The 26,924-nt window shown below is 51.1% G+C and carries 18 protein-coding genes and 1 other annotated feature; of the genes, 13 read left to right on the forward strand and 5 right to left on the reverse strand.

The genetic code is table 11. The annotated features are described in order from the left end of the window. Nucleotides 1–84 precede the first annotated feature (84 nt). Complete coding sequence (locus ABEA66_RS00760; protein WP_079913797.1) at nucleotides 85–750, forward strand: bifunctional 2-keto-4-hydroxyglutarate aldolase/2-keto-3-deoxy-6-phosphogluconate aldolase; 666 nt, start codon at nucleotides 85–87, stop codon at nucleotides 748–750. 244 nt (nucleotides 751–994) lie between these two features. Then, nucleotides 995–1,474, forward strand: coding sequence for a hypothetical protein (locus tag ABEA66_RS00765; RefSeq protein ID WP_345585123.1), 480 nt, complete (start codon nucleotides 995–997; stop codon nucleotides 1,472–1,474). Between the two features lie 841 nt (nucleotides 1,475–2,315). Here the strand turns inward: ABEA66_RS00765 and ABEA66_RS00770 are convergent. From ABEA66_RS00770 to ABEA66_RS00785, 4 genes are all read right to left on the reverse strand, one after another. Then, nucleotides 2,316–6,854: a glutamate synthase-related protein gene (locus ABEA66_RS00770; protein ID WP_345585365.1), complete on the reverse strand. Its 4,539-nt coding sequence runs from the start codon at nucleotides 6,852–6,854 to the stop codon at nucleotides 2,316–2,318. Between the two features lie 730 nt (nucleotides 6,855–7,584). Then, nucleotides 7,585–8,937 carry a glutamate-1-semialdehyde 2,1-aminomutase gene (locus ABEA66_RS00775; RefSeq protein WP_345585125.1) on the reverse strand — a complete coding sequence of 451 codons (1,353 nt, stop codon included), beginning with the start codon at nucleotides 8,935–8,937 and terminating at the stop codon, nucleotides 7,585–7,587. A 49-nt stretch (nucleotides 8,938–8,986) separates the two neighbouring features. Next, nucleotides 8,987–9,784, reverse strand: a complete 798-nt coding sequence (locus ABEA66_RS00780; protein WP_079913801.1) for a PhzF family phenazine biosynthesis protein — start codon at nucleotides 9,782–9,784, stop codon at nucleotides 8,987–8,989. 327 nt (nucleotides 9,785–10,111) lie between these two features. Then, complete coding sequence (locus ABEA66_RS00785; protein ID WP_345585128.1) at nucleotides 10,112–11,203, reverse strand: LCP family protein; 1,092 nt, start codon at nucleotides 11,201–11,203, stop codon at nucleotides 10,112–10,114. Between the two features lie 439 nt (nucleotides 11,204–11,642). Here ABEA66_RS00785 and ABEA66_RS00790 point away from each other — a divergent pair, with 439 nt between their 5' ends. From ABEA66_RS00790 to ABEA66_RS00800, 3 genes are read left to right on the forward strand one after another with little or no spacing between them, the layout of a single operon-like run. After that, the gene (locus tag ABEA66_RS00790; protein ID WP_345585130.1) at nucleotides 11,643–12,695 is read left to right on the forward strand and encodes an ABC transporter ATP-binding protein; all 1,053 of its coding nucleotides are present in this window, start codon (nucleotides 11,643–11,645) and stop codon (nucleotides 12,693–12,695) included. Then, nucleotides 12,688–13,482, forward strand: coding sequence for an ABC transporter permease (locus tag ABEA66_RS00795; RefSeq protein WP_079913805.1), 795 nt, complete (start codon nucleotides 12,688–12,690; stop codon nucleotides 13,480–13,482). Before ABEA66_RS00790 ends, ABEA66_RS00795 begins: the two co-directional genes overlap by 8 nt. A 4-nt stretch (nucleotides 13,483–13,486) precedes the next feature. After that, nucleotides 13,487–14,272 (forward strand): ABC transporter permease, encoded by a 786-nt coding sequence (locus ABEA66_RS00800; protein WP_345585134.1) that lies wholly within the window; start codon nucleotides 13,487–13,489, stop codon nucleotides 14,270–14,272. A 114-nt stretch (nucleotides 14,273–14,386) separates the two neighbouring features. Here ABEA66_RS00800 and metG read toward each other — a convergent pair whose 3' ends face one another. Beyond that, complete coding sequence (gene metG, locus ABEA66_RS00805; protein ID WP_345585136.1) at nucleotides 14,387–16,024, reverse strand: methionine--tRNA ligase; 1,638 nt, start codon at nucleotides 16,022–16,024, stop codon at nucleotides 14,387–14,389. Between the two features lie 51 nt (nucleotides 16,025–16,075). Next, nucleotides 16,076–16,366: a binding site (T-box leader), on the reverse strand. 231 nt (nucleotides 16,367–16,597) lie between these two features. Here metG and ABEA66_RS00810 point away from each other — a divergent pair. From ABEA66_RS00810 to ABEA66_RS00845, 8 genes are all read left to right on the forward strand, one after another. Further along, on the forward strand, nucleotides 16,598–17,278 hold the full coding sequence (locus tag ABEA66_RS00810; protein ID WP_079913808.1) for a hypothetical protein: 681 nt from the start codon (nucleotides 16,598–16,600) through the stop codon (nucleotides 17,276–17,278). 152 nt (nucleotides 17,279–17,430) lie between these two features. After that, nucleotides 17,431–18,726, forward strand: a complete 1,296-nt coding sequence (locus ABEA66_RS00815; protein ID WP_345585144.1) for a serine hydrolase domain-containing protein — start codon at nucleotides 17,431–17,433, stop codon at nucleotides 18,724–18,726. A gap of 66 nt (nucleotides 18,727–18,792) precedes the next feature. After that, nucleotides 18,793–19,263: a thioredoxin-dependent thiol peroxidase gene (gene bcp / locus ABEA66_RS00820; RefSeq protein WP_345585146.1), complete on the forward strand. Its 471-nt coding sequence runs from the start codon at nucleotides 18,793–18,795 to the stop codon at nucleotides 19,261–19,263. Nucleotides 19,264–19,468: 205 nt separating this feature from the next. Next, nucleotides 19,469–20,800, forward strand: coding sequence for a polysaccharide deacetylase family protein (locus ABEA66_RS00825; protein WP_345585148.1), 1,332 nt, complete (start codon nucleotides 19,469–19,471; stop codon nucleotides 20,798–20,800). Nucleotides 20,801–20,887: 87 nt separating this feature from the next. Then, nucleotides 20,888–23,101: a helix-turn-helix domain-containing protein gene (locus ABEA66_RS00830; protein ID WP_345585150.1), complete on the forward strand. Its 2,214-nt coding sequence runs from the start codon at nucleotides 20,888–20,890 to the stop codon at nucleotides 23,099–23,101. 239 nt (nucleotides 23,102–23,340) lie between these two features. Continuing rightward, nucleotides 23,341–24,297: an ABC transporter permease gene (locus ABEA66_RS00835; RefSeq protein ID WP_345585152.1), complete on the forward strand. Its 957-nt coding sequence runs from the start codon at nucleotides 23,341–23,343 to the stop codon at nucleotides 24,295–24,297. A gap of 32 nt (nucleotides 24,298–24,329) precedes the next feature. Further along, nucleotides 24,330–25,196, forward strand: coding sequence for a carbohydrate ABC transporter permease (locus ABEA66_RS00840; protein ID WP_345585154.1), 867 nt, complete (start codon nucleotides 24,330–24,332; stop codon nucleotides 25,194–25,196). A 53-nt stretch (nucleotides 25,197–25,249) separates the two neighbouring features. Then, nucleotides 25,250–26,863, forward strand: a complete 1,614-nt coding sequence (locus ABEA66_RS00845; protein ID WP_345585156.1) for an extracellular solute-binding protein — start codon at nucleotides 25,250–25,252, stop codon at nucleotides 26,861–26,863. The last annotated feature ends 61 nt before the right edge of the window (nucleotides 26,864–26,924 follow it).

Genomic DNA, 26,924 nt, shown 5'->3' on the forward strand with positions numbered 1-26,924 from the left:
ATCCGGGCGTCCGGCTATATTGCAACAGCTTATTGTTTCATTGATCAGCTCCAAACTAGATGCTAAGGAACGGAGAAACCCAATATGAAAAAAATAAAGCTGCTTCAACAAATTACTACGGAAGGTGTCGTTGCCGTACTACGCGGCGAGACGCCGGAGGAAGTCGTAGAGATGGCCGAACAAGCCATCGAGGGCGGCATTAAGGTCATCGAAGTAACGATGACCGTGCCTTTCGCCCTGCAAGCGATTGAGACGCTTGCCAAAAAATATTCCAGCACGACGCAGGATCCGTCCAAATACGCGATCATCGGCGTAGGTACCGTGCTGGATCCGGAAACGGCACGCGCCGCGATCCTCAGCGGCTCCGAGTTCGTCGTAGGCCCCTCTTTGAATCCTGCGACGGTGACTCTGTGCAACCGGTACCGTGTGCCTGTTATGCCGGGCGTTATGACGGTTCACGAGATCCAGCAAGCTCTGGAGCTTGGCGTAGACATCGTGAAGCTGTTCCCGGGCAATTTGTACTCGCCTTCGACGATCAAGGCGATTAAAGGACCTATGCCGCAGGCTAACATCATGCCTACAGGCGGTGTATCCCTCAGCAATCTGGCTGATTGGATTAAAGCCGGTGCTGTAGCGGTAGGTATTGGTTCCGACTTGACCACGGAAGCGGTAAAAGAACGCAATTACAGCCTCGTAGCGAAAAAAGCAGCTCAATACATTGAGGCTTACCGCGCGGCTAAACAAGGCTAAATTATAAGATTCTTTCATAAAAAGGAAGCTGTCTTCTCTGACAAGAGAAACCGGCTTCCTTTTTTTGTAATGCTGTCCTAGGGGAGAATTTCAAAAAAAACTGCATTTTTCCGGTCCTATGTTGATCTATGTAGGCTTGATATGTTGTTCGAAAATCTGATCTGCAACAAAGACCGCACTTTCAACGTTATAATGGCATCAGGAAAAGATTTGAATAAATGTATCCAGGAAGGGGATGCAAAAGATGAAGAAATGGGTAGGGCTATGCTTAGCGATAGTACTATTATGGGGGATTGCCATTCCTTCGGTCTCCGCACTATCCTGCGCGCCGCCTCGGCCTCCCAAGGAGGAGATGGACTATTCCGAGCTCGTGTTCAAAGGAAGGCTTTTGTCGGAAACCAAAGAGAAGCTAACATTTCAGGTGCTTACCGTATGGAAGGGAGATCTCCATGAGACGGTGACATTAAATCAGAACCACTGGACCGAGTTTGAAGCAGGGGAGGAATATATCATTTTCGCAGGCAGAGATGAGGGGAAGCTGCGTCCGAAGCTGTGCGGCAATACCGGGTTAGCGAGCTCGTTCGATGAAACGACTCTGGGAGAAACGACAGTTGTTATTTCCAAGAGCAACGTTGGATTACAAATAGCCCTCGCTGTGATAGCGGGGTTGGCCGTTGTAGCTGGTGCAGGGATTATCTTTGTCAAGCATAGGGGCAGGCAATGAAATGCGATAGAATGGGAGGGAACAACCAACTATCCAGTTGTTTAGAGAACCCCTTATTGAGCATCCGGCATGCATCCATTAAAATAGAAAACTTATTGACGGAATGCAAAAGATTTTTAAGATATTCAACAAGTAGGCTTCAGGATGTGTTTTCTATGGTGTCAGACTTCCTGCATGGGTGAGCTTTTCGTTAAGCATGTCGAAAAGCAAATGCGGTAGCTTATTTGCAGCAATCGGAGACGTTCCATTCGGAAGTATTCCTAAGCTGCTTCATTCCTTTCCGACATTAAACGGATATGCCCACGTAAATGATTGGATAGAGAGGTGGTTCCAGGTTCGCCCGATTCTCCAGGCATGGAGGGGCGGGATCATCAGGCTGCCGCAAAAGCTGCCATACTTGTTTGTGAAGAAAGTTATAATAGCGTTATACAAGGCTAGGAGGCAGCCCTGGCTGTCCAGTTTGAATCCAGGATTAGTAAATGCTCCGCTAATTAAGATATAGGCTCTAAACTCGTCAGTTACTCCGCGCACCTGCGATCCGCCAATGGATCGTCCTTATCTTCTTGGTCTCCTCCTGATTTCCGCACATAGCACACACTCTTTAATAATTAAAAAGCGACAGATTCGATCTATGACAAATAACCCTATAAAGCCATCCAAGCCGCTAACGCGGCGCTATAGGTGATAAAAGTGGGATATCAGAGACACATCCGGGGTAATGGAGGGATGACTGCGAAGGTGATTTGGATAAATCGCGGGGGACCCCGAAAGTTTAAGACATAAAAAAATCCCACCAGAACAAAGGTTCTGATGGGATCGTATGAGTCCTATGATCGCAGGATTACTCTGTAGCCACCGATTGGTCGGCTTGCAGGTTCACTGGAGCGATACGCACAAAGCTGGTTTCGAGATTAGCGAGAAGGTGATCGACTTTCGCGGCTGCTTCAGTTTGACCGGAAGCGGCAAGCTCTTGGCGGTAAGCGCCGAGCAGCTCGTTCAGATCCTTGATGCTTTGCGGACCGACTTTCTCGATTTTCACTTTCGCGCCTTTCGCGATACGGCGTTGAATAGCCGCTTCGTCCATACCCATTTCCGGGTTCAGACGTTGATAGATGACACCGCCGGTCATCCCTGCACAAATCCATGGACCTGGGTCGCCAAGTACAACGGCACGACCATTGGTCATGTATTCGAAGGCGAAGCCTTTCAGGTTCGCGCGGCTTGCAAGTCCGCCCAGCTCATCTTCAAGCGGAGAAGTAATCTCGCCGCCGAATACGACGTCTGCACCGGAGAAGCGGATGCAGGCACGAGTATCCGCGTTGCCTTGGATCAGGAACAGACCTTTTTGAGCGCCGTAGCCGAACGATTTACCAACGGAACCGTTGATGAATTGGCCATGGCTGCCTTGCGATTTCAGGATCGCTACTTTACCGCCGAACGACATTTTACCTACGCCGTCCTCAGCTCCGCCGTGAACCGTAATGTCAACGCCGCGTGCGTTGAATGCACCCAAGCCGTTACCTGGTACGGAACCGTCAGTCAAAGTAAGCGATACAGGCGGCAATTGATCATAGCTGCCGTCAAAACGGTCTCTTACGCGATGGCTGGAGTAGCGGCTTCCGAGAATACGGGATTCCGCATCCACCTTGGACCATCTGCGGGCAATTGGAGCGTCGAAGGATAAGGAATCCGGGAAGAATTCTTGACCTTCAGCGCCTGCTGCAATACGGATATCGGAGGATACCGCTGCTGCAGCTTCCAGCTGAGCTTCATGCGCTGCTGCGAAGGAAAGCGGAGCCGGACGCAAAATGTCGGACAAATCGATTTTATCCAGGCAGCTGATTTGCTGCAGCAGGTCGGAACGGCCGACAAGCTCTTGGGCGCTGGAGAAGCCTAATTGAGCGATAATTTCGCGAATTTCTTGGCCCATTCCGCCGAACAGACGAACGAGCGAATCTACTGCTGTATCAAATACACGAGGTACGAAACGGCGAAGACCTTTTTCTTCCGCTTCCTCCATCGAGTCAATTTGTGTTGCAATACCTACGTGGCAAGTATCCAGGTGACAGCCGCGGCATGTTGTGCAGCCGATAGCCTGCATGGAGATACTGCCGAAGCCGCAGCGGTTTGCACCGAGCATCATCATTTTCACTACATCGGCACCGGATTTCAAGCCGCCGTCAGACCAGAGCTCGACTTTGTGACGCAAGCCGGCTTCGATCAAGGCTACGTGAGCCAATTTCGTACCGATTTCTGTAGGCAAGCCTACATGAGTCAAGGAGTGGATACGTGCAGCACCTGTACCGCCGTCGAAGCCGGAAAGGGTGATAACATCTGCGCCTGCTTTGGCAACGCCGACTGCAATTGTACCGATACCTGGTACGACAGGAACCTTGACGTTGATTTTCGCCTTACGGCCGCTTGCTTCTTTCAGCTCGGAAATGATTTGCGCCAAGTCCTCGATAGAGTAAATATCGTGGTTGTTGGATGGCGAGATCAAATCGGAACCGATGGTCGCATTACGTGCGGCAGCGATCTTCGCGGTAACCTTGGAGCCCGGCAGGTGACCGCCTTCGCCCGGCTTCGCGCCTTGACCGATTTTAATTTCAAGGAAAGCTACGGCGTTAGCCAGCTCTACGTTGATACCAAAACGACCGGATGCAACTTGGGCACCGCGTGTTCTTTTGTAACGGCCGAGCATATCTTTAATTTCTCCGCCCTCGCCGTTCATGGTTACCATGTTCAGACGCTCACCGGCTTCTGCATAAGCGCGGAACGCCGTTTCGTTCTGGGAACCGAACGACATGGAGGAGATCAGCATAGGCAAATCATGACCGCCGATACCGATGTCAACCTGAGATGGATCCAATGGCTTGCGGCCTTCCTTATGAGCCAGCTCATAGTTGAAGTCGGCAACGTGACGAATGGAGATCGGGTTGCGCTTCTCTTCTTCACGAAGCTTGTCGCGGTAGTCGGAATAAGGAGCTGTTCCGGCAGCTGCCTCTCCGAGCGCTTTCCACATCCGTTGGAAGAAGTGGAAGTTACGAGCCGCTTTGGCTTTAGGATTCATAAAGTCGTTGTAGCGGGCTTCCGCGTCTTTTTCCAGCTCGGCAAAGCCGGTACCGGCATTCTCGCTGCCCAGGTAGTTCACGATATCTAACACATCGGATACTTCCGGCTTCAAGCCGATCGACGAGAAGAAGCGGGTATAGCCGCGAAGCTCGTGAGTACCGATAGTGGAAATGACTTTTTCCAAGCCTTTAGTTAATGCAGTGTAGACTTTACGTGCTGCAGACGCGCCGTTCTTCACAGCGGAGGTTGCAAACAGCAGGTAAGGAGATACGATATCTACGCCCAAGCCGCATGCAACAGCAATATCATGCAGGTTGCGGATAGCAGCGGAGCGAAGCACAACGGTCGTATGACGGCGCAGGTTATCGCCGAACTGCAATTTTTCCGCGCGCAGAGCGATATCGACCTTGGATACGGACAGATGCGGATCCATGAACAAGCGGTCGTTCTGATGAGCAGCAGCGTCATCAAGAATCAGTAACACGGCACCGTTCTTAACAGCAGCTACCGCGTCCGCAGCCAGCTGATCCAGCGCGTCCTTCAAGGATGTGCCGCGAGCGAAGGTAAGAGACAAGGTCGCTACTGCCTGATCTCCTTGTGCCTTGAACATCGCACGAAGCTGCTCGAAGCTCGGTTGGCCAAGCTCAGCCAAGGAATCAACACCGTTGCTGCCTTCAAGTACAAGCGGCGTCAGCAATTCAACGCGAAGGCTTTGATCCGGCTGACCGTACACGGTCGGACGAGGGCCAACCACAACGCGTGTGGAGAAGTGCTCCATCTCGCGGTCACGGTCAATGGCAGGGTTCGTTACGACTGCAACGCTTTCTTTAATGAAATCCGGAATGTTCTGACGCTCCCAGTTGATGCATGCATGCGGGCCGTCATGACCAAGCGAACGGATCGGCTCCGCACCGGTTTCGGACATGGTCTCGATCATCTGAATGCCTTCACGGTCCCAACCGAATGCGCTGTACAGAGCGTCGGTTACGACAGCATCCTCTTGGGAAGCAGCTTCTACCACCGGCAGCGTATCCTTCAAATGCTTACGCATGCCCGTAAAGTCAACGCGTTTGATTGCGCGCTCGTATACCAAGGATTGAACGCCGGAGTAAGGAATTACTTGAACATGCTCTCCTGGTGTCAGAACGACGCCGACTTTTTCGCCTGGAGCGATCGGTTTTGGATCAGCCACCATTTCATCTACGGTGATAACCCCTTGCTCGGAGGAGAAGTACAGCGATGTTTCGCTCTCTACCATCCATACCGGACGAAGACCGAGCGCATCTACGCTGAAAATACATTCATTGCCGTAACGGGATACGATACCGGCAGGGCCTTGAGCAAAGTGACCCCAGATTTGGCGATAGTAAACATACAAGTCTTGCAATTCAGGACGGAATTGCTTCATTTCATTAATAATAGGAGGGAATACAATTTCCATCGCCTCAAACAAGCTGATGCCGAAGCGGTGGATGAAGGTCTCGATCGTACGGTTCATGTCCTGGGAGTCGCTGCCGCTCTCAACAAGCTGTACGCCAACCATGTCTGCTTCGAGACGCATTTTCTTAACCGTATTAATTTCTCCGTTATGGCCGAGCAAAGAGAACGGTTGAACACGGAAAAAGCTGGATTGAGTGTTTGTGGAATAACGGTTGTGACCGATCGTAACCTGGGCCGCAAAAAGCGGGTCGCGGGTATCGTTAAAATATTTAGGAAGAATGCTGGCAGCACCCATCACTTTATAAGCGGCGGTTACATTGCTCAGTGTAGCGACATGAACATGGTAGCGTGCTTCAATAGCTACATGCAACTCGAACAAATGATCCGCTACGACGACTTCCTGCTTGTCGCACAGTGCAGCGATTTGCCAGAAGGTCGGCTCGTCATTGCGGCCGTTTTCCCCAAGGACGCTGCTATCTACTTGATTTTCTTGTTCCAATATAATAGAAACGTTAAATTGGGCAAACAGCTCGCGAATACCTTTTTGCATGTCAGCCACGGAGATGTCCAGCTTGCGCGGAACAAAAATGTGGGCAACGGAAAAGCGGCCGTCGTAGGCAAGCTTGCCGTCAAGACCGGCGTCATTCAGCTTTTTCTCCCACAGAGCTCTAGGAATGTCGGTCAAAATGCCGCAACCGTCTCCTTCGCCGTTAATAAATCCCGAACGATGTTCCATTTTGACAAGAGCTTCAATCGTCTTCCGAATGTTATCGCGGGATGGGAAACCGTCCTTTTCCACGATACAGATGATACCGCAGCTATCGTGCTCGGTACCTAGCAAATTCTGAAAACGGCCTTCATTGCGCATTACTTCATTCATTTTTGTGGTCAGCAGGCTGACCGTCACCTCCCAATAAAAGTATGCGAGTCCTAAATCGTCATCCAGCAAGGTTTGTTCATGTCACTGCGGCGATAAGAAAGCGGACAAACTCATCGATAAAAATACCGATGAATAAATATACATTATTCATGCATAACCACATTCTGCTACTGCTTACCGTAGGCGCTGCGAAGCGTTGATGTGCGAGGCTGCGAAAAAAATAAAGCTGCCTTCATCGACGAAATTAGCGCATATCGATACGGAAAACATGCCAAAAACCTTATAAAATAGCCGATTTTCTTACAAAATAAAGTATTAATAGAATATCACGAAATTGCTGGTTGCACAATAGAACAATCAATGGAATGATCGGATGAAAGCGCTATCTATTTTGCATAATTGGTGAATAAAGGCAAAAAAAGAGCGAAAACTGTCGAAATGCTAAAAACGAACGAATAATTAAGGAAACGTATGTATAGTTCGGTTTTATCGCCAATATTTGTATCGTGGAAGCTTTCTTTACAAAAATTTAATTTTCTGAGCATGGTCAAGAGGAGGTACGCCATATCTAGGAAAAAAGGTTTTTATCAGCCTAATTAACGTTAGTTATTACCCGAACGATGCTTGAATATTTGAGAAAAAAGGGGGCGGGTCAGATTAGTTTACAAAGAAGGACCGCTATTTTGGAAATAGGGGTCCTTCTCTCTCTAATGTTCTATTATAAGGTACGTTCGGCGGCCATTCTTGCAAAGGAATGTTCCGCGGCCCGGATCGTGTAGGCGATATCGTCTTCCGTATGGGCCGTGGTCATGAACCAAGCCTCATATTTGGATGGAGCGAGGCAAATGCCTTGCTCGAGCATCAGCCGGAAGAAGCATGCGAACTGCTCGCCGTCCGTATCCTGCGCCTCATCGTAATTGGTAACCGGATGATCGCAGAAATGCGTGGACAGGGAGCCCCGGATGCGATTGATCGTCAGCGCGACGCCGTGCTTGCCGGCGGCTTCAGTCAGGCCGGCCTCCAGCATGGCGGCCAGCTTATCGAGCCGGTCGTAGACTCCCGGCTCCTGCAATGCCTGCAGGCATGCGATGCCTGCGGAGATCGACGCAGGGTTGCCTGCCATCGTCCCGGCTTGGTAAGCCGGGCCTAAAGGCGCTACCTGCGCCATGATGTCCTTGCGGCCCCCGTAGGCCCCGATCGGCAGTCCCCCGCCGATGATTTTGCCCAGGGCCGTCAGGTCCGGCTCGATGGCTGCGAGGCTTGGGGCCTCTAAGCCATCGAACGTCTGCGCCGCGCCGTAATGGAAGCGGAACGCCGTGATGACCTCGTCATAGATGACGAGGGAGCCGTTGTTCCTTGCCGCGGCGCACAGTCCCTCGAGGAAGCCTGGCTTCGGCATCACCATGCCGAAGTTGCCGACGATCGGCTCCACCATTACCGCGGCAACGTCGTCACCCCAGCGCTCAAGCGCTGCCTGGAGCGCTTCGAGGTTGTTGAACGGCACGGTAATGACCTCGTTGGCGATGCTCATGGGAATGCCGGCGCTGTCCGGAATGCCGAGAGTGGACGGACCGCTTCCTGCCGCCACAAGCACCAGGTCAGAGTGGCCATGGTAACATCCGGCGAATTTGATAATCTTGTTGCGTCCCGTGTAAGCTCTGGCGACACGGATCGTCGTCATAACCGCTTCGGTACCGGAGTTCACGAAGCGGACCTTATCGAGCGATGGGATGGCAGCTTTGATCATACGGGCGAACTCGATCTCGAGCTCTGTCGGTGTTCCGTATAAGGTGCCGTTCTCTGCCGCGCGGCAGATAGCTGCTGTAACATGAGGATGGGCATGGCCGAGAATAATCGGACCGTACGCCGCAAGGTAATCAATGTATCGATTGCCGTCCTCGTCCCAGAAGTAAGCTCCTTGCCCCCGCTTCATAAATACGGGTGCTCCGCCGCCGACGGCCTTGAAGGAGCGGGAGGGGCTGTTGACGCCGCCTACGATATGTTCCAGAGCTTCTTTATACAATGCTTCGGAACGCGGTTTTGCGTTCGTTGTCAGATGGGGGGATGTCATGGGTGATACTCCTTTTATGTTTATTTCGGTCAAGGAATGAAGCTTCGGCTTAATGGAGCAGAAGTCCCTTGACCATAATGACGGCCTGTCCCTGGATATGCACGCGGTTATCCGTGAGACGGAGCTTCAACACGCCGGTTCTTGCCGAGAGCTGAAGGGCCGTGAATTGTTTTTTATTCAGCTTTTCCTGCCAGTAGGGAGCCAGTGCGCAGTGAGCCGATCCGGTAACCGGATCTTCATTAATGCCTAAGGAAGGGTAGAAGCAGCGGGAGACGAAATCATAGTCCGGATTATCGGAGCGGCACGTTACGATCAATCCTCGCGCAGGGATCTCCTTTAGCAGCCGGAAATCAGGCTTAAGCTCGCGCAAGGCTTGTTCATGGTCCGCTTCGATCAACATATCCATCCGATTGCGGTAGACAGCCTGGGGTTTGAAGCCGATCGCTTCCTCCAATTGGGGAGGGGCAGTGCAAGGAACGACCGGCTCTGCGGGAAAGTTCAGCTCGATTCCGCCATCCAGCCGTTTGGCAGTCAATAAGCCGCTCTTGGTATGGAAGCGAAGCTGCTCGATCCTGTAGGCTACTCCGCTCTCCCACAGCACTTTAGCGCTGGCCAGAGTCGCATGGCCGCATAGGTCGACCTCCTTTTCGGGGGTAAACCAACGCAGCTGGTAATTTCCGGAGCCTTCCATCGGACAGAGAAAGGCGGTCTCGGATAAGTTCATCTCAGCCGCGATCTTTTTAAGCCATGCATCGTCGGACGGGAATTCCTGAAGAATGCACACCGCTGCCGGATTTCCGGCAAAGGGGGTAGAGGTAAACGCATCGACTGTATAAATAGGAATCATTCCGAACATCTCCTTAAACCATGATGGGAGTTACTGACTGCCGAGAAATACCTATCTTTTCATTATAGATAGTTTCAAAGCCAATGAAAACCTCAGCCGGTTTTCATATTCGGGACAAATCGCGCATTTTGAAGGAACTCAGGGAGGAAATTGAACTTTTTCTATGCTATAGAGGGAGATAACGTCTATCGGCGCTCTTTCATAAAGGTATGATCGGCTAAAAAGGCTGCGGTACAATCAAATTGAAAGAGTTGGTGTTCATGCGGTAAAAAAAGGAACCGGAGGCAAGCCTCCAAAGTTCCTCTGTTTGTACCATGCTGTGATGGGCTACTTATGAATGGCTCCGCTGCCTGGGGTACCGGACAATACGGCCGATCCGCTGCCGGTTTTGCTGCCGTTCGAACCGCTGCCGCTTTTTCCGCTGGAGGCGGGCACCTTGTCTGAAGCGGAAGGATCGCGGCCTTCCAATAAGGCTTTGACATAAGCCTGCAGTTTATCCTTGTTGACGGACAGTACCTCGGCACCGCCCACGCGCTTTTCGATTAACAGCTCGGAGGGAGGGATTTGCTGGCTGTTCATGCCTTCGGCCTTTGCTTCGTATCCGAGGGATCCGAGCTTCAGCATATCGGTTGTCGTCAAGTTGGTCTCGATATAAGGATCAATGCTGTTCAAAATTTTGGGAAGCTTGAGCAGCGACGAGGTGGTCTGCATCTTTTGAACGACGGCTTGAATAAATTTGCGCTGCCGCTCCGTCCGGGAGAAATCGCTCATGGCATCGTGGCGGAACCGGACGTATTGCAGAGCGGTTTTGCCGTTCAGATGCTGCATTCCCTTTTTCAAGTTAATATCGTATTCATGGCCGTCCTCGGCATCGGAATATTTCATATCCTTTTCAACGTACAGATCAATTCCGTCAATAGCGTCCACCAGCGCAATGAAGCCTTTAAAATCGGTGTAAACATAGTATTGAATCGGGATTCCCATAAGATCGCTGACGGTTTTCATAGCCAGGTTAGGCCCGCCAAGCGCCAAAGCAGCGTTGATGCGGTCTTCGCCTTGACCGGGAATCTTCACATACGTATCTCTCAGAATAGAAAATAAGGAGGCCTTTTTCGTAACCGGATCGATGGAAGCGACCATCAGCGTATCCGATCGCGGAATTTCATTTTTTTTCAGACCGCGGGAATCTCCACCGAGCAGCAGAACGTTGACTCTCTGCTTGCCTTCCCATTTGGGCGGGGTATACGTCTCGGACACCTTGGTCGTACTCTTTGCCGTAATTCCGCTAAAAAGCTTGTCATTGTCCGGCTTCGATTGAATGTTGTTGGCAAAATGTAAAAATGCGTATGTATAATATCCGACCCCTACGAAGAGCAGAAGCACTGTAGTGAGTAACGCCCATTTGATTTTCCTGGCCATCTGATCCTTCCTTTCCTTAAGTTGTCAGCCGCTTTTCCTTTGCATCGGGTTCGTGTATCATAACGTATAGGTTTTGACAATACAGCAGGAACATGCATGGAGGATACAGGAAAGCTTAGTGACGTCAAGATGTGTCGATCCCACGGGAAAAAAGTCCTGTTACTTCGTACTTACCACGCGAATCGCTATCATAAACGGACGAGACGAAATGATCGGAAAGACAGCGAAGCAACCGCAAAACGGCTTGCGACCAAGAGTACGGTTAAGCACCTGGGCATTGATAGTAATGGATTCGCGAGACAGGTGATGTTTCCATTATAATTTGATCGGTTTCGTCATAGCAAGTTTCGTCACATTCAGACAAGCTTTGCAGCACCTGTATTAAGATAAGGATACACACCCGAACACCATCACCGAATACGGTCATCAGGAGGAAAACATGCACGCGATAGAAGTACACAATCTTCGAAAAGACTTTAAAGTCCAGAAAAGCCGCGAAGGTCTAAAAGGGGCGGTTCAGGACTTGTTCCGCAGGGAATACAGCCAGGTCCGAGCTGTAAAGGATATCAGCTTCTCCATTCCCCAGGGAGAAATTTGCGGTTATATAGGCGAGAACGGCGCCGGTAAATCGACAACAATCAAAATGCTGACAGGGATTCTGGTCCCGACAGCCGGGGATATCCGCGTGAACGGGTACATTCCGTACCAGGAACGGGAAAAGTTCGTGCGCGGTATCGGCGTCGTGTTCGGACAACGCAGCCAGCTGTGGTGGGATATCGGTGTCATTGAATCGTTCCAATTGTTAAAAAAGGTATACCGGGTCTCGGAGTCGGACTTCAAGCAGCGTCTGGATGAGCTCGTTGAGCGTCTTCAGCTGTCGGAGCTGTTAGCCCGTCCGGTCCGCAAGCTCAGCCTGGGGCAGCGGATGCGCTGTGAGCTGGCGGCCTCGCTGCTGCATAATCCGAAGATTCTGTTTCTGGACGAACCGACGATCGGTCTCGATATTATGGTCAAGACGGAAATCCGCGAGTTTTTGAAGCAGATGAACCAGCGTTACGAAACGACGATTTTGTTGACGACGCATGATCTTCAGGATATTGAAGCGCTGTGCTCCCGAGTCATTATGCTCGATGACGGCAATATCATCTACGATGGCGGCCTGGAGGAGCTCAAGGCAACCTGGGGGAAAGGCAAGGAAGTCATCCTTCAGTTTACCGATCCGGTATCCCTCGAGCAGCTTGGCGAGCTGACCCGAGGGCTTGAGGTGGAATGGACGCTCGAGAGCAGCCGGAACGCCAAGGTATGGATTCCTCTGGAAAAAGCCAACGTGTCCGAGGTGCTGAGCCGTATTGTCGGTGTGATGAGTATTGATGACATCAAGATCGTAGAGACGAATACCGATGATATCGTGCGAGAAATTTATAAGTCCGGCTCGGCTGAAGCCAAGACCGTTACAGCGGCGGCGGAGCAGGGAGTGAACGTTCATGCTTAATGCTTATCTGGATATGATCCGCATCCGTTTTTTAATGATGCTTGCTTATCGTGTTAACTATTACAGCGGTATTATCATTTATGCCCTAAATATTGGAGCCTATTATTTTTTGTGGAAGGCCATTTATGGAGCCAGCGAATCCTTAGGCGGCATGACCGTAGCTCAAATGACGACCTATGTGGCCGTGTCCTGGATGGCCCGCGCGTTTTATTTCAACAATCTGGACCGGGAGATTGCCAATGAAATCAAGGACGGCAGCGTAGCTATCCAATTTATCCGCCCTTATAACTATATTATTGTAAAAATGATGCAGGGCTTGGGCGAAGGCGTATTTCGTTTGCTGTTGTTCTCCACGCCGGGGATGGTTATTGTTTCGTTCTTATTTCCGGTTAGTCTGCCTACGGATCCCGGAGTGTGGGGAATCTTCCTGCTCATGCTGTTTATGAGCTTTTTAATCAATTCGCAGATCAATATTATTACCGGACTCTTCGCGTTCTTTCTTGAAAATAATGAGGGCATGATGCGCATGAAGCGGGTTGCCGTCGATCTTTTCTCCGGGCTGGTCGTTCCGGTTTCGTTCTTCCCGGGGTGGGCGGAAGGGCTGTTGAAGCTGCTGCCTTTTCAAGCAATTACTTATTTGCCCGGAGCCGTGTTCACAGGCAAAGTAACCGGTAGTGCCGTATATGAAGTGCTGGGCGTACAGCTTTTGTGGTTTGTGCTGCTCATCGTGCCTCTGGTTATTTTATGGCGCGGGGCGCGGGCACGGCTGTTCGTGCAGGGAGGTTGAGACGATGTTTTATGCCGGCTTGCTTATCGACTACTTGAAAAATTACATGAAAACAAGAATGGAGTACCGCTCCGACTTCTGGATTGAAGTGCTGTCCGATCTGATGTTCAACGGGCTGAACTTGTTTTTTATCCTGGTTGTATTCCAGCATACGCAGCTCATCGGGGATTGGAACGAGCAGCAAATCTTGTTTATCTACGGTTACTTTATGGTGCCATACGGTATTTTTATAACCTTTTTTAATTTGTGGAACTTTAGTGAGCGATACATTGTGAAGGGGGAGATGGACCGCATCCTGACGCGGCCCGCCTATAACCTGGTTCAGCTGATGCTGGAGAATATGGACCCTTCCTCGCTGTTCAGCGCACTCACCGGTTTTCTCATTATGGTATATTCCTGGTCGCATCTGGGTCTGGGATTGGCTTGGTACGATCCGTTCATCTTCGTGCTGCTGGTTGCCGGCTCGATCATGATCTACGGCGGCATCTATGTTTTCTTCACGTCGCTGTCGTTTTTCTCGGACTCCCCGACAGGCATATTGCCTTTATTGTGGAATATCCAGAACTATGGCCGCTATCCGATGACGATTTATAACAAGCTCATCGGCTTGCTGCTGACGTGGATTCTTCCATTCGGCTTCGTCGGCTTTTATCCTGCAGCGTATTTTCTGGACCGGGCCCATTGGGGGACCTTCGCGCTGCTCACGCCGGTTGTCGGAGCGGTGTTCCTGACGATCGCCCTGCTCATTTGGAACTATGGCGTCAAGCGGTACCGCGGCGCAGGTTCCTAAATCTCCACTAAAGAGGCTGATACGACGCAACTTCTGAACTTAGGTTTTCAACCGCGGCATCCTGTAGAGGATGAGCGGTTACCGGTTCGGCTGAGCGTACGTTCAGCCTCTTTGTTATGCATCAGGAAGGCGGCCGCTCTGTAATCGCTCCATTTCCTCATCGATCCGGCTGGTCTCGATTCTTTCGAATAACGCCTCAGGCGATTGCAGCCGGGTACCGGATGGAGCCTCGAAATAGCTCCAGGAAGGCTCCTTGATGGCAAGGAACGAACGGATGCTGCTGCAGGAGAACGGCAGAAAGGGTGCAAGCAAGCTCGACAGGTTGGCGATGATCTGTACGCAGGTGTATAAGGTATTCACTCCGGCAGCGGGAGCTTCTATGACTTGAAGCCAGGGCCTCTGCTCATCGAAATATTTGTTGGCGCTGCGGACAAAGGCAAAGAGGTTCTCAAGCGCCGCTTTGCACTTCCCGGCCTCAAGCAGAGCTCCGGTTTGCGCATATAATGCCTCCAGCCGCACGCGAACCGTCTCATCCATTTGCCCATCAGGCACCTCTCTATGAAAGGATTTCATCAGGAACATGAGATTGCGATGGACGAAGTTGCCGAAAGCGCCCAGAAGCTCACCATTGTGGCTGTGAATGAAGGCGTTCCATGAAAAATCCGTATCACGCTGCTCCGGCCCATTCACCGTCAAGAAATATCGTAAGGAATCCGGATGGTACCGTTCGAGCATATAGGGCAGCCAGACGGCCCAGTTGCGGCTCGTGGAGAACTTCCTGCCTTCCAGCGTTAAATATTCGCTCGACAGGATGCGGTCGGGAAGATGCAGAGGGCCTGCACCGAGCAGGATCGCAGGAAGAATCAAGGAATGGAAAGGGACGTTATCCTTCCCGTGCACATAATAAGCCGTCGCTTGCTCCGACCAGAACGGCTCCCAGTCCGAATTCGTCTCTGCCGCCCACTGCATGCTGGCTGACAAGTAGCCGCTGACGGCTTCGATCCATACATAAATTTTTTTACCCTCGAAGCCTTCGAGAGGAACATCGATCCCCCATGCCAAGTCGCGGGTCGCTGCGCGGTCGTGCAGACCTTCCTCCAAGTACCGCTTCGTCAGCTGAACGGCGTTGTCTCGCCAGCCTGTGCTTTGTTCCACATAGGCTTGCAGCTGCTCCTGTAGCTTGGATAACGCGAGAAAATAATGATCCGTATGCTTTACGTCCGGTGACTGCTTACATAGCTTGCACTTCGGTTCGCGAAGCTCCAGCGGGTCAAGCAGGGCGGAGCAGGCATCGCATTGATCTCCCCTCGCCTGGCTTCCGCAGTGCGGACAAAGCCCTTCCACATAGCGGTCTGGCAAAAATTGCTCGCATCCCGGACAGTACGTTTGTTCTACCGCTTGCTTATACAGATACCCTCGCTCCAACAGCTTCAAGAACAGCTCTTGCACCACCTTGTGATGAAACGGATGGTCGGTCCGTGTGTAAAGGTCGTAGGAAAAACCAAGCTTTCGGAAGCACTCCGTGAACTCCTCGTGGAACCGGTCCGTTATGGTTGACGGCTCAACCCCTTCCTGGCCAGCCCGGATGGATATAGGTGCTCCATGACAGTCACTGCCCGACACGTAGAGCACTCTTTCTCCTTTTTGTCTGAAATAGCGGGCCAAAATATCTCCCGGCAGCAAGCTTGCCACTCTCCCCAAGTGCAAAGAACCGTTCGCATACGGCCAAGCGCCTCCAATAAAAATAGTCATGAATTTATTCCTCCCTAATAGTAGTTGAATAACAAAAAAACTCCCGTCCCCAAAAAGGACGAGAGCTATCTACTCACGTGTTACCACCTCAATTTATCCGCGCCTCACAGCAAGCGGACCTCTTCAGGTACGGCACCTTAACTTAAGGTGATTATACCCTAGCGCTTTAACGGGCGCCCCCGGTGCAGCCTACTTCCATCCAGCTTGAAGTTCAAGCGGAACGGATTTCGATGCACGGCTCAGAGACCATGTTCGTCGGATGCTTCTTTACTCCTTTTCAGCTGCCGGAGCTCTCTGTTCAAAGAAGGGAATCCCACTACTCTTTCTCTTCGCTGCCTTTGTCGTATTCCTTTGATGAACCATTATATCCAGAAATTCGCTTTTTATCAATGGGCTGTCGGATAAATTCATCTCATCTCGCAAGCCGTAATGGGAATTTTAAGCAAACTTTAAGCTGGCATTCATGTTGGCGTAAAAGTTAGTTCATAACTGGGCTCTATAATGATCCTTGTAAGAGAAAGTCAGCTTTCACAAATAAAGAGAAGCATTTCTACGGATAAGGTGGAGAGAACGATGAAATCCATGAAACAAAAAATGATGGCGGGAACGGTAGCCGCAGCTTTGCTTATTACCGGATTCGGCGGAATGATCACCCATCCGGCTTATGCCGACGATGACAGCGATTCCGATACGGTCATTACGGCTCCGGTTAATACCTCTGTGCCGCTGTCCAAGCGCGTCAATCTGGAGTTGAATCTCATCGTCGTTAAGGCGTCGGGGATTCTGGACATGGATTATGAAGACTTGAACGAGGCGCTCAAGGATGGCAAATCGCTGGCGAGTGTTGCGACAGAGCAAGGGAAAAGCCCTGAGGAATTAATAAGCAAGCTGAAGGAAGAGACGTCAGGCATTATTAACAATGCACTGGCAAGCAGCCAGATTACCCAGGAGGAAGCCGATTCACTGAACAAGAAGGCGGCTCAGCAGATTCAGAAAATTGTCAATGAAGCAGGCTACCAGGCCAAAGAGCATACGGAAAAAACGAAGCTGCCGGTAAAGTTGGGGAAATCCTTGAAGGCTGAGCAATTGGCCGAAGCACTGGGAATAACCAAGCAGGAGCTCAAAAAGGAGCTGAAGGACGGCAAAAGCCTTTCGGAGATTGCCTCCGGCAAGGGGATAACGGACGAACAGCTTATAGCCAAGCTGAAGGATGAACTGACTCCGTCTCTTCAAAGCCTTATTACAAAAAAATAACCATACAGCATCAGGCCGCTCGTGAAAAAATGGGGGGCCTATTGCCTTATTTGCCCGGAAAAAGGGCGGAAGCGCTGCTGCCACATAAAAGAGAGAATGGCTACAGATGCTACATTTAATCGGATTTATCCATAGGATTTGGAGGGGAATTCATGCTAAAAAGAAACAAGAAAAAAAATAAATCCCAGCAACAAGCCAAAGCAAAAGCGAAAGCAATGCAAGGTCATTCGGCTTCGAAATTTTTATTATCCAATATGCTTGCCGCAACTCCATCGTCGGGCAAAGGGAATGCTCCTTATGTAACGAAGGCTTCCAAGGAGAGCATTCCTTACTCACAGGAAGGAATTATTGAACATATACGCAAAGAGAAGCAGCTTGATTATTGGCCGACAGAAGAATGGAGATCGGCCGCGCCCGAAGAGCTGGGGCTCGATTCAGCCGCTCTTGCGCAGATGGTCGAAGAATTTAAGGACGAGCAGATTGACGGATTCGTTCTGGTTCGTAACGGCTATTTGGCGGCTGAGGGGTATAACCGTGACTGGGACGCAGATCAACGCCATCCGATGTTCTCGGTTACGAAAAGCGTTACATCCGCACTGATCGGTATGGCGGTAGATCAAGGTACATTAAGAGAGGACCAGACCTTACAGGAGCTGGTTCCCGAAATGCCTCTCGATCCGTTGAAATCGAAAATTACTATCGGGCAGCTGCTCTCCATGACATCGGGTATTGACTGGGACAACAGGCAGGAGCGTTCTTCTTACGAAATGGACCATTCGCCGGACTGGGGCCGGTATATTCTGGAGCGGCCCATGGCGGCCAAACCGGGCACCATGTTCAGATACAGCAACGGAAATGCCCATCTGCTGTCCGTTCTTGCACAGAAATCGACTGGTATTCCGCTCAGCGTACTGGCCAAAATCAACATATTTGATCCTATGGGCATTACGAACGTATCCTGGGGGCAGGATCCGCAGGGCAATCTTATAGGGGCCTGGGGACTCCATATGACCTGCAGGGATATGGCCAAATTCGGACTCATGTACCTGCATCATGGCAGATGGGAGAATTATCAGATTGTGAGTGGAGAATGGGTGGAAGCATCCGTCCTGCAGCAGGCGGCCGAAATGTATGATGACGGTACGGAGGGCGGCTTTGGGTACTTATGGTGGCTGAAGGCTATCGTCGTTCCCGGGGAGACACCGGTTCATCACGACGTATTCTATGCGGCAGGCTCGGGCGGACAACGAATTTTCGTCGTCCCTGACATGGAAATGATCATGGCTATTACAGCATCCAATCATGAGGATGATTTCATGCCGGAGCGAATGCTTATCCAAGCTATCGCCGCTGTCCGGTCCGACCAGCCGATAGAGTCGAACGATGCAGGCTTGGCTAAGCTGAAGGCCTCCTTACAAGCATTCAAGGAAACATCGTCTGTGCGCTGAGCGGTTTGTGAAAAATCCTTAATAGCGGTATACTCGACGTGACATACGCTACAAAGGAGAATACTTATGACATTGGAATGCGGACAGCAAGCGCCAGATTTTGAGCTGCCTTCCTCCAGCGGACAGCCTGTCAAGCTATCCGATTTTCGGGGAAAGCATGTATTGCTTTACTTTTATCCGAAGGATATGACGCCGACCTGCACCACGCAGGCTTGCGATTTGCGGGACCGTGCGGATTTGTTCGAGGAACAGAACACGGTGATTATAGGGATCAGTCCGGATCCGGTGAACCGGCATACCAAGTTCATCGAAAAGTACGGCCTGCCGTTCCTGCTGCTATCGGACGAGGATCACCGGGTTGCCGAGCTGTACGAGGTTTGGCAGCTGAAAACCTTATACGGCAAACAATATATGGGTGTGGAGCGGTCCACATTTATAATCGATAAAGACGGAATCTTGGTAAAGCAGTGGCGTAAGGTAAGAATCAAGCATCATGTCGAGGAAGCGCTGGAATTTATCAAGAATAACTTGTCATGATAGTTTCGGAGCGGTCTGGCGGCTTCTATGAGAATGTCCTTTTCTATGAAACATGAAACAAGCGTAACTCCTAAGAGCAGCTGCCTGTCCCGGGCAAGGCTGCTCTTTTTTTACCACATAAATAACAATTATTGAGGCATATGATGCAGAGGTCTCCCATATAGTCTAGTAAGTCAAATTAATAGATTATGCGGAGGGATCCACCATGTTCAACTCGTTGCGAGCTTTTTTTATTCGCGGAGCCGGCTTTCTGCTGGCCATCATGCTGCTTAGTTCTCTAGTGTTATTTCCGGTTCCCGAAGCATCAGCTTATGCGGCGGATAGCGATGAAGGAAGCTTAGGCGCCCACGCTCTGTATAATGAACTCAAGTCCGGCAAAATGGTATGGAAGGATAAAGAATACGTATCGCCGGAGCAGCCCACGGTTTATTTGACTTTTGATGACGGACCTAGCCCCTTGACGGGCAAAGTATTGGACATTTTGAAGAAAGAAGATGTGAAGGCCACCTTCTTCGTGTTGGGAGGCGAGGCAAAGTCGCATCCGGATTTGGTCCGCAGAGCCTTGGAGGAAGGGCATGCCATTGGCAATCATACATACAATCATGTATATAAAGAGCTGTATTCCGGGGTTGAGAACTTCTGGAAGCAAATTCAGCGGACTGAGGATATATTGAACGAGCAGGTCGGCATAAGGCCGAGGCTGGTAAGGGCGCCGGGAGGCACCTACAGCAATTTTGACGCGTTTTACTTTTATTATTTGGACCAGGCGGGGTATGAAATATATGACTGGAACATCGATAGCGGGGATTCGGCTAGACCGGGTGTTTCGGCCAGCGAAATTGTGCAGACGGTTAAGAAAGGGCCGTTCAAGAATGAGGTCATTCTATTGATGCATGACGGTACCGGGCATGAGCAGACCGTCAAGGCGCTGCCGGACATTATCAGGCTGTTTAAGGATAAAGGCTATGCTTTTGCATCGTTAACTCCCCAGGTACCGCCCATACATTTCCCGATCGGCAAGCTGAAATGGAACCGCAGCACCTCCGAATCGACGCATCAAACGCTTGCGGCTGAAGCTGCGGAGCATCTGGCCGCTATTGAGGAGCGTCATGAAAGCGCGGACCCGGGTCCAGAACCAATCCCGTTGGAAATCGCGTTGGGCGATAATATCCTGCATCTGGATCCAGAACAGTACCAATGGACCGACGGGCACTACCAGGTACCGCTTCGTCTGCTCATTGAGGGTATGGGCGGCGAGATCGGATGGCAGCAGCAGAACAGAACGGCGACTGTACGGTACGGGATGTACGCGGCGGAATATGATTTTTCCCGGCACGAGCTGCGGGTGAAGGCGGGGGGCAAGGAGACAACCTATCATTTGCCCGTGATGAAATTGGTGAACGGATCGGTCTATGTGCCTTTGCGTGAGACCATAGAGATGCTTGGCAATCAGATTGTGTCCTTTGATGAAGAGGACGCTCTACGGCATGTGAGGGTAAAATTAAACGGAGGCTTCATGACTAGGCTCGGGTTTTAGCATCGAAAATTTTCACTGGGAACCATCGTACCGGCGAGGATATGGGTTATAATGGGGCAAGACAAAAGTCTTCGTTCGGGGGTCCGCATGAAAAGAAACTGGTTCAAACGATTGCTGCTATCTTATTTGCCCATTTTTTTCTTTGTCGCCTTGGCGCTAATCCTTCTTTCCGCCCTTTCAGCGAGTGAGCTGACCAAAAAAGAAACGGTCCGGGCGAATCAGGTGTTCGCGGATCACGTTATGCAAATGATCGATCATACAATGCGAACCATGGATCAGCAGATCATTAAAGAAATTCAGACCAATGATAAAATCAATCAGTTTTATGCCCAATATTACACCGGCAATGCTGCTATGACGCTCTATGACGTCTCGAGCAAATTAAGAGAATTAATAGCCAGCACCCCCATGATCGATTCGATCTATCTGGTACGTCAATCCGATTATACGGTACTGAGCAATACTTTGATGGCCCCTGTAGAGGAGTTCGGAGACCGGGATTTTATAAGGAACGCACTGCAGCAGGGGGGCTCCTTCAAATGGACGGATGCAAGGGCTTACAAGGAGTTCGACGACCAGATCCGAGCCACTCAGGTCGTTACGCTGGTGAAGAACGTGCCGCTGCTTGGAGGCAAACAGGGCATTATTGTGGTGAACGTCCAGACTTCGGCCATACAAGGCCTGATCAAGGATATGACGGAATCGAACGTGAACTTTATCCGTCTCACGGATCGTCATGGCCAGCCGATCTTGGACAGCAAATCCGGAGGGAAGGTATTATCGGAGGTCACGTCCGATTACACGGGCTGGCGCATTCAAAGCGGGCTGTTGAACGAGAATCCGCCTTTGTTTATCGTGTCCTATTCCTCGTTCTGGCTGGCATTGAATTTGCTGATGATCCTGATAGGGATGGTCTGGATTGTTTATGTCACACGGCGGAACTATCAGCCGATTGAAGCGATAGTAGCCAGGATCGATTCCTACGCGGCACAGCGGAGCAGTGCCTTGGCGGGGTTGTCCGGACAGGATGAGTTCCGGTTTATCGAAACGGCGCTGGACGACCTGGTGGAGAGGACCATGACGTTTCAAAAGCAGCTTGAGGAGGATATGGTATTCCGTAAACGCAATTTCTTCAAGGAAATGGCGGCAGGGGAGCGGCTCGTCAGCCAGGATCAGTTCGAAGCGGAGATGAGGCTGTACGGACTGCAGGAGGATTTTGGTCTCGTAGTCATGGCCGTCATGGAGATCGATAAATATGCGGAATTTTGCAGCCTATACAATCCAAGGGACCAATATTTGCTGAAGTTTGCCTTGAGCAGCGTTGTGACGGAAATTGCGCAGAACGAGGGGATACGGGTCTGGATGGAATGGACCTCGAATGCGCGGCTCGGCATGATGGTACATCTGACTCCCGAAGTGGGAGCCCCGGAGCGGGCCGCTCAAATGCTCGATAAGGTCAGACTGTGGGTGAACCAGCATTTCGCCTTTACGGTTACGGTAGGGATCGGAAATCTTGTCGAAGCCATAGATGAAGTGCCTGGCTCCCATGAAGAAGCGTTGGAGGCTTTGCAGTATAAATCGCCGCTTGGAGGAAACCGGATTATTAAGTATCGCGAGGTGGCGGACAAATCGCAAGGAGAAGTCTATAAGCATCTGCATCTGATGCGTTCCATGGGCCAAAAGTTCAGGCTTGGCGATAAGGAATGGAAGCAGGAGCTTGAGCAGCTCTTCCGCGAGCTGATAGAAGGATTGTTTACCCGGGATGACGTTGTCGCTATCCTGCATTATTTGATCTACCACCTGCAGCGCGAAATGATGGAGCTTCCTGCGGAGCTGCATGAAATATGGACGAAGGAGACGCTGCCCAAGCTCCAGGAGGCACTGGAACGGTTGGATACGATTCAGGAGCTGGAGCATGAATTTATGCTCATCCTGGGGAGCGCCTTCGATTGGATGGATAATCAAAGGTCGATGCGGGCGCATCACCCGTCTTTGCTGAAGGTCAAGGAGTATCTTAACGAGCATTATGCCAACCCTGATTTGTCATTGACCTACTTAAGCGGTGAATTTGAATTGAATCCCAAATATTTGAGCCAAATGTTCAAGGAAGAGTTCGGTGTGAATTTCCTCGATTACTTGGGAAACGTCCGTATTCAGCAGGCCAAGAGGCTGCTACTGGAGAGTGGGGATTCCGTCCAGGACATCGGGGTTCAAGTCGGCTATCCCAACGTGAGATCCTTTATGCGGGTGTTTAAGAAGCTGACCGGCGTTACGCCGGGCGAATACCGTAAACGAGAGTAACGGCGTGAGATCCGCTTAAGGCGCTTCCCTAGGAAGCGTCTTTTGCTGCTGGCGGCCGTGGACTTTAAGTGCTTAACGGAAAAATGTCCGTTGCCAGAAAACTGACCATAGCCCCGAAACAGGGGAGGGATAGGAAAACGGTGACCTCGGCGGAATACTGTCCATTGCCAGCCAACAGCACTTTCAGCTACATTGGGTTCACAACATCTTTCGAACAACTTTAAAGCCGAGGTGGGTCGATGAGTCAACAGCTGGACGCCATAACGATACCTTCCGACAGGAGACATTCTCTCTTCCTGCGGAGAAGAAGAAGGCTGAAGCAGAACCTTCCGCTGCTGATCATGTTTATTCCGGTTATCGCTTTTTATGTGATTTTCAAATATGCCCCGATGGCAGGGGTTATCGTCGCCTTTAAAAGCTACAATTTTGCGGACGGAATATTCGGCAGCCCCTGGGTCGGCTTGAAAAACTTCCACGTCCTGTTCAGCAATCCGAATTCGCTGCTCATTATACGCAACACCCTGATGCTGAGCTTGATGAGCCTGCTCCTGGGATTTCCGTTCCCTATCATGCTGGCCGTCATGCTGCATGAGGTTAGAAGGATCTGGTTTAAGAAGACGGTGCAGACGCTTGTTTTTTTGCCGCATTTCTTGTCCTGGGTTATTGTCGGCGGCATGGTCGTCACGATATTTTCCCAGGAATCCGGCATCTTGAACCATTGGCTCCGGCAGTGGACAGGCAGCGCGTTTCCGTTCTTGTACAATCAAGCGTCGTGGATGTTCATTTTCGTCGGGTCCGGCATATGGAAGGAAGCGGGCTTCAGTGCCATCGTCTATTTGGCTGCGCTCTCTTCAATTGATACCAGTCTGTACGAGGCGGCCAGTATAGACGGAGCCGGCAAATGGAAGCAGATGCGTCATATTACCCTGCCTGGTATTGCGCCTACTATAGTCCTGATGCTCATTCTATCCATGGGCAAGGTCATGGAGGTCGGCTTCGACCAGGTGTATGCCCTCCAAAATTCCGTTGTATCCAACGTATCGGAGGTTATCAGCACCTACATCTACACGATAGGTCTGCAAAAGGGGCAGTTCAGTCTGACAAGCGCGATGGGCTTGTTCGAATCCGTCGTAGGCTTTATTCTGATCGTTACGGCCAATGCGATAGCCCGCAAATTCAACAGGGGCCTCTGGTAGCGGCGGAAACGTTATTTGGTCGGGAGGTAACCATGAGAACATCGGGAGAAAAGCTCTATCATGGAATAACCGGGATCGTATTGTTCATAGCGGCGGTCAGCTGTCTGCTTCCGATGCTGCATGTGCTGGCGGTTTCGCTTAGCAGTCCTCATGCCGTCACTTCCGGCATCGTTACTTTGTGGCCCCGGGGATGGACATTGGAATCGTACACCCTATTATTCCGGGGCTCCAAAATCATTACTGCACTAAAGAACAGTATCACGATCACGGCAATCGGTGTCGTGCTCAGTATGGCATTCACAATTATGGCCGCCTATCCGCTATCCCGCAGTTACTTTTATTGCCGCCGTTTTTTTACTATGGCAGCTATCTTCACGATGCTGTTCAGCGGGGGCTTAATTCCGACATATCTGCTTCTGAAGCAGCTCGGACTCATTAACACGTATGGCGCCTTATGGCTTCCGGGCTTAATCAGCACGTTTAATATGCTGGTGATGCGCACGTATTTCGACGGAATTCCCGATGAGCTGGACGATGCTGCGCGTATCGACGGATGCGGGGAATGGAGGTATTTGCTGCAGGTCGTGCTGCCATTATCGCTGCCGGTTATCGCAACGCTGTCCGTATTTTACGCCGTAGGCTACTGGAATGCGTTCTTCTCCCTGCTGATTTATATTCATCAGACCGACAAGTACAATTTGACGGTGCTGGTCCAGCAGATGATCCAGAGCCAGTCGTTATTGCAGGAGCTGAATGCCAACGACATGCAGGCTTCGATGACGCCTGAGGGAATCAAGACCGCCGGGGTCGTGGTCATGGTCATTCCGATGCTCGCGGTGTACCCCTTTTTGCAAAAGTATTTTATGAAAGGCGTGTTGATCGGAGCCGTCAAGGGATAAGGGGTACGCTATGGGGAACAGGAAGTCACCGTACATTATTGGAGGAGCATGAAATGAAAAGAAACCGATATGCCAAATGGATAAACGCCGGGGTGGCGGCTGTATTGACTTCGGCGGTGGCGCTTGCCGGCTGCTCCGGCACCAAGGACTCTCAATCGCAAGGCGCTGACGGAAAAAAGCCCGAAATCTCCGCAACGGTCTACGACCGGGGCCTTGTCCCCCAGGAAGAAGGGACCATTGAGAAAAACCGCTGGACGGAGTGGATCAACAGCAACGGACCGGTTAACGTGAAATTTACGGCGATTCCCCGCAATGATGCGACGGCCAAGCTGACTACACTGTTCGCTTCCGGAAGCGCGCCTGATCTTATCTTTGACTATTCCAATGTGCTTCGCGGGCAGCTTTACACGCAAAAGCAGATCAAGCCCGTCGACGATTTGATTCATCAATACAGCTCGACCTACAAGCAACTGCTGGAGAAATATCCGATCCTTAAGACGGTCGCCGCCATGCCGGACGGCAAAATGTACGGGTTCGGCATCATCAACGGCCTGCAGACGAACCATGCGCTGTATATCCGGGCCGATTGGCTGAAGAAGCTGAATCTGGAGCCGCCGCAGACGACGGAAGACCTGTACAAAGTCTTGAAAGCATTTACAGAGCAAGACCCTGACGGCAATAACAAGAAGGACACCTACGGCACATCACTAGCTTATATTACGAATCAAATCATCAATGCGATGTTCCAGAATGTCAAATGGGTCGTCGAGGACGGTAAGCTGATCCATGACTGGGAGCGCTCCAAGGCGGCCACGGCGTTCAAGAAGCGCCTGTATGACGAGGGGCTGGTGGATAAGGACTACCTGACGGATAAAAGCGGCCAAAAGGCGCAGCAGGACTGGGTCAACGGGAGGATCGGCATGTGGGGAGGCCAGACGACCGGGGCCGCTTGGCTGCAAATTTATGAGTCGCTGAAGAAAAACAATCCGTCCGCCGAGGTGATCGTTATTCCGCTTCCCAAGAGCCCTTACGGCCAGTTCAGTCCAACGATTCAAAACCCGGTGCAGATCACGGCAGTGATTAACAGCGAAGCGAAGCATCCGGAAGCGATTATGAAATACATCGACTTCATCTCCTCGGAGACGACAGGGAAAACCTTGAAATACGGTATGGAAGGCACCCATTATACGCAGGGGAATAACGGCTGCCCGGTCTTCGTCGACAAGGAGAAGGAAAAGCAGCTATCCTATGCGGGCGACTTCCGGATGCTGTTCTCCCCCGCTCTGGAGGGCAAATGCGGCAAGTATGAGGAGACCTTGAATCAGGATAACCCTCAGGAAAAAGAGTTCTACAGCATGATGAAAAAAGCGAATGAGTACTATTTGAACCCGGAGAGGCCGATAGCGGACATCACGCACGGAGAGCATATGCCGACGCCGCCGGACGATATTCAGCTGATCGATAGCAGCATCAAAAAGCAGATCGACGACATCTGGATCAAAGCTATCGTCAGCGGGGCTTCCTATACGCCGGAGCAGGCATTGGCCGATGCCAAGAGCTTGTGGGACAAAGCGGGCGGCAAACAGGTCGACGACTGGTACGCCAAATGGTACAGCGAGAATAAAGACAAGGCGCTGCTGCGGGACCAACTATATCAATTCAAGTAGAGAGGATGATGAGAGAGGAGTCTGCCAGGAGGGGGCCCTCTTCTTCATAAATACTTTAATT

This window comes from Paenibacillus vulneris, assembly GCF_039543185.1.
Classification (GTDB): Bacteria; Bacillota; Bacilli; order Paenibacillales; family NBRC-103111; genus Paenibacillus_S; species Paenibacillus_S vulneris.

Bases quoted from the DNA above. Each gene is read 5' to 3' on its own strand.
- ABEA66_RS00800 (WP_345585134.1), top strand. From the start codon at position 13,487: ATGTTTTATGCCGGCTTGCTTATCGACTACTTGAAAAATTACATGAAA.
- ABEA66_RS00780 (WP_079913801.1), bottom strand. From the start codon at position 9,784: ATGATTCCTATTTATACAGTCGATGCGTTTACCTCTACCCCCTTTGCC.
- metG (WP_345585136.1), bottom strand. From the start codon at position 16,024: ATGACTATTTTTATTGGAGGCGCTTGGCCGTATGCGAACGGTTCTTTG.
- ABEA66_RS00815 (WP_345585144.1), top strand. From the start codon at position 17,431: ATGCTAAAAAGAAACAAGAAAAAAAATAAATCCCAGCAACAAGCCAAA.
- ABEA66_RS00775 (WP_345585125.1), bottom strand. From the start codon at position 8,937: ATGACATCCCCCCATCTGACAACGAACGCAAAACCGCGTTCCGAAGCA.
- ABEA66_RS00785 (WP_345585128.1), bottom strand. From the start codon at position 11,203: ATGGCCAGGAAAATCAAATGGGCGTTACTCACTACAGTGCTTCTGCTC.
- bcp (WP_345585146.1), top strand. From the start codon at position 18,793: ATGACATTGGAATGCGGACAGCAAGCGCCAGATTTTGAGCTGCCTTCC.
- ABEA66_RS00840 (WP_345585154.1), top strand. From the start codon at position 24,330: ATGAGAACATCGGGAGAAAAGCTCTATCATGGAATAACCGGGATCGTA.
- ABEA66_RS00795 (WP_079913805.1), top strand. From the start codon at position 12,688: ATGCTTAATGCTTATCTGGATATGATCCGCATCCGTTTTTTAATGATG.
- ABEA66_RS00845 (WP_345585156.1), top strand. From the start codon at position 25,250: ATGAAAAGAAACCGATATGCCAAATGGATAAACGCCGGGGTGGCGGCT.
- ABEA66_RS00810 (WP_079913808.1), top strand. From the start codon at position 16,598: ATGAAATCCATGAAACAAAAAATGATGGCGGGAACGGTAGCCGCAGCT.
- ABEA66_RS00790 (WP_345585130.1), top strand. From the start codon at position 11,643: ATGCACGCGATAGAAGTACACAATCTTCGAAAAGACTTTAAAGTCCAG.
- ABEA66_RS00825 (WP_345585148.1), top strand. From the start codon at position 19,469: ATGTTCAACTCGTTGCGAGCTTTTTTTATTCGCGGAGCCGGCTTTCTG.
- ABEA66_RS00770 (WP_345585365.1), bottom strand. From the start codon at position 6,854: ATGCGCAATGAAGGCCGTTTTCAGAATTTGCTAGGTACCGAGCACGAT.
- ABEA66_RS00835 (WP_345585152.1), top strand. From the start codon at position 23,341: ATGAGTCAACAGCTGGACGCCATAACGATACCTTCCGACAGGAGACAT.
- ABEA66_RS00830 (WP_345585150.1), top strand. From the start codon at position 20,888: ATGAAAAGAAACTGGTTCAAACGATTGCTGCTATCTTATTTGCCCATT.
- ABEA66_RS00765 (WP_345585123.1), top strand. From the start codon at position 995: ATGAAGAAATGGGTAGGGCTATGCTTAGCGATAGTACTATTATGGGGG.
- ABEA66_RS00760 (WP_079913797.1), top strand. From the start codon at position 85: ATGAAAAAAATAAAGCTGCTTCAACAAATTACTACGGAAGGTGTCGTT.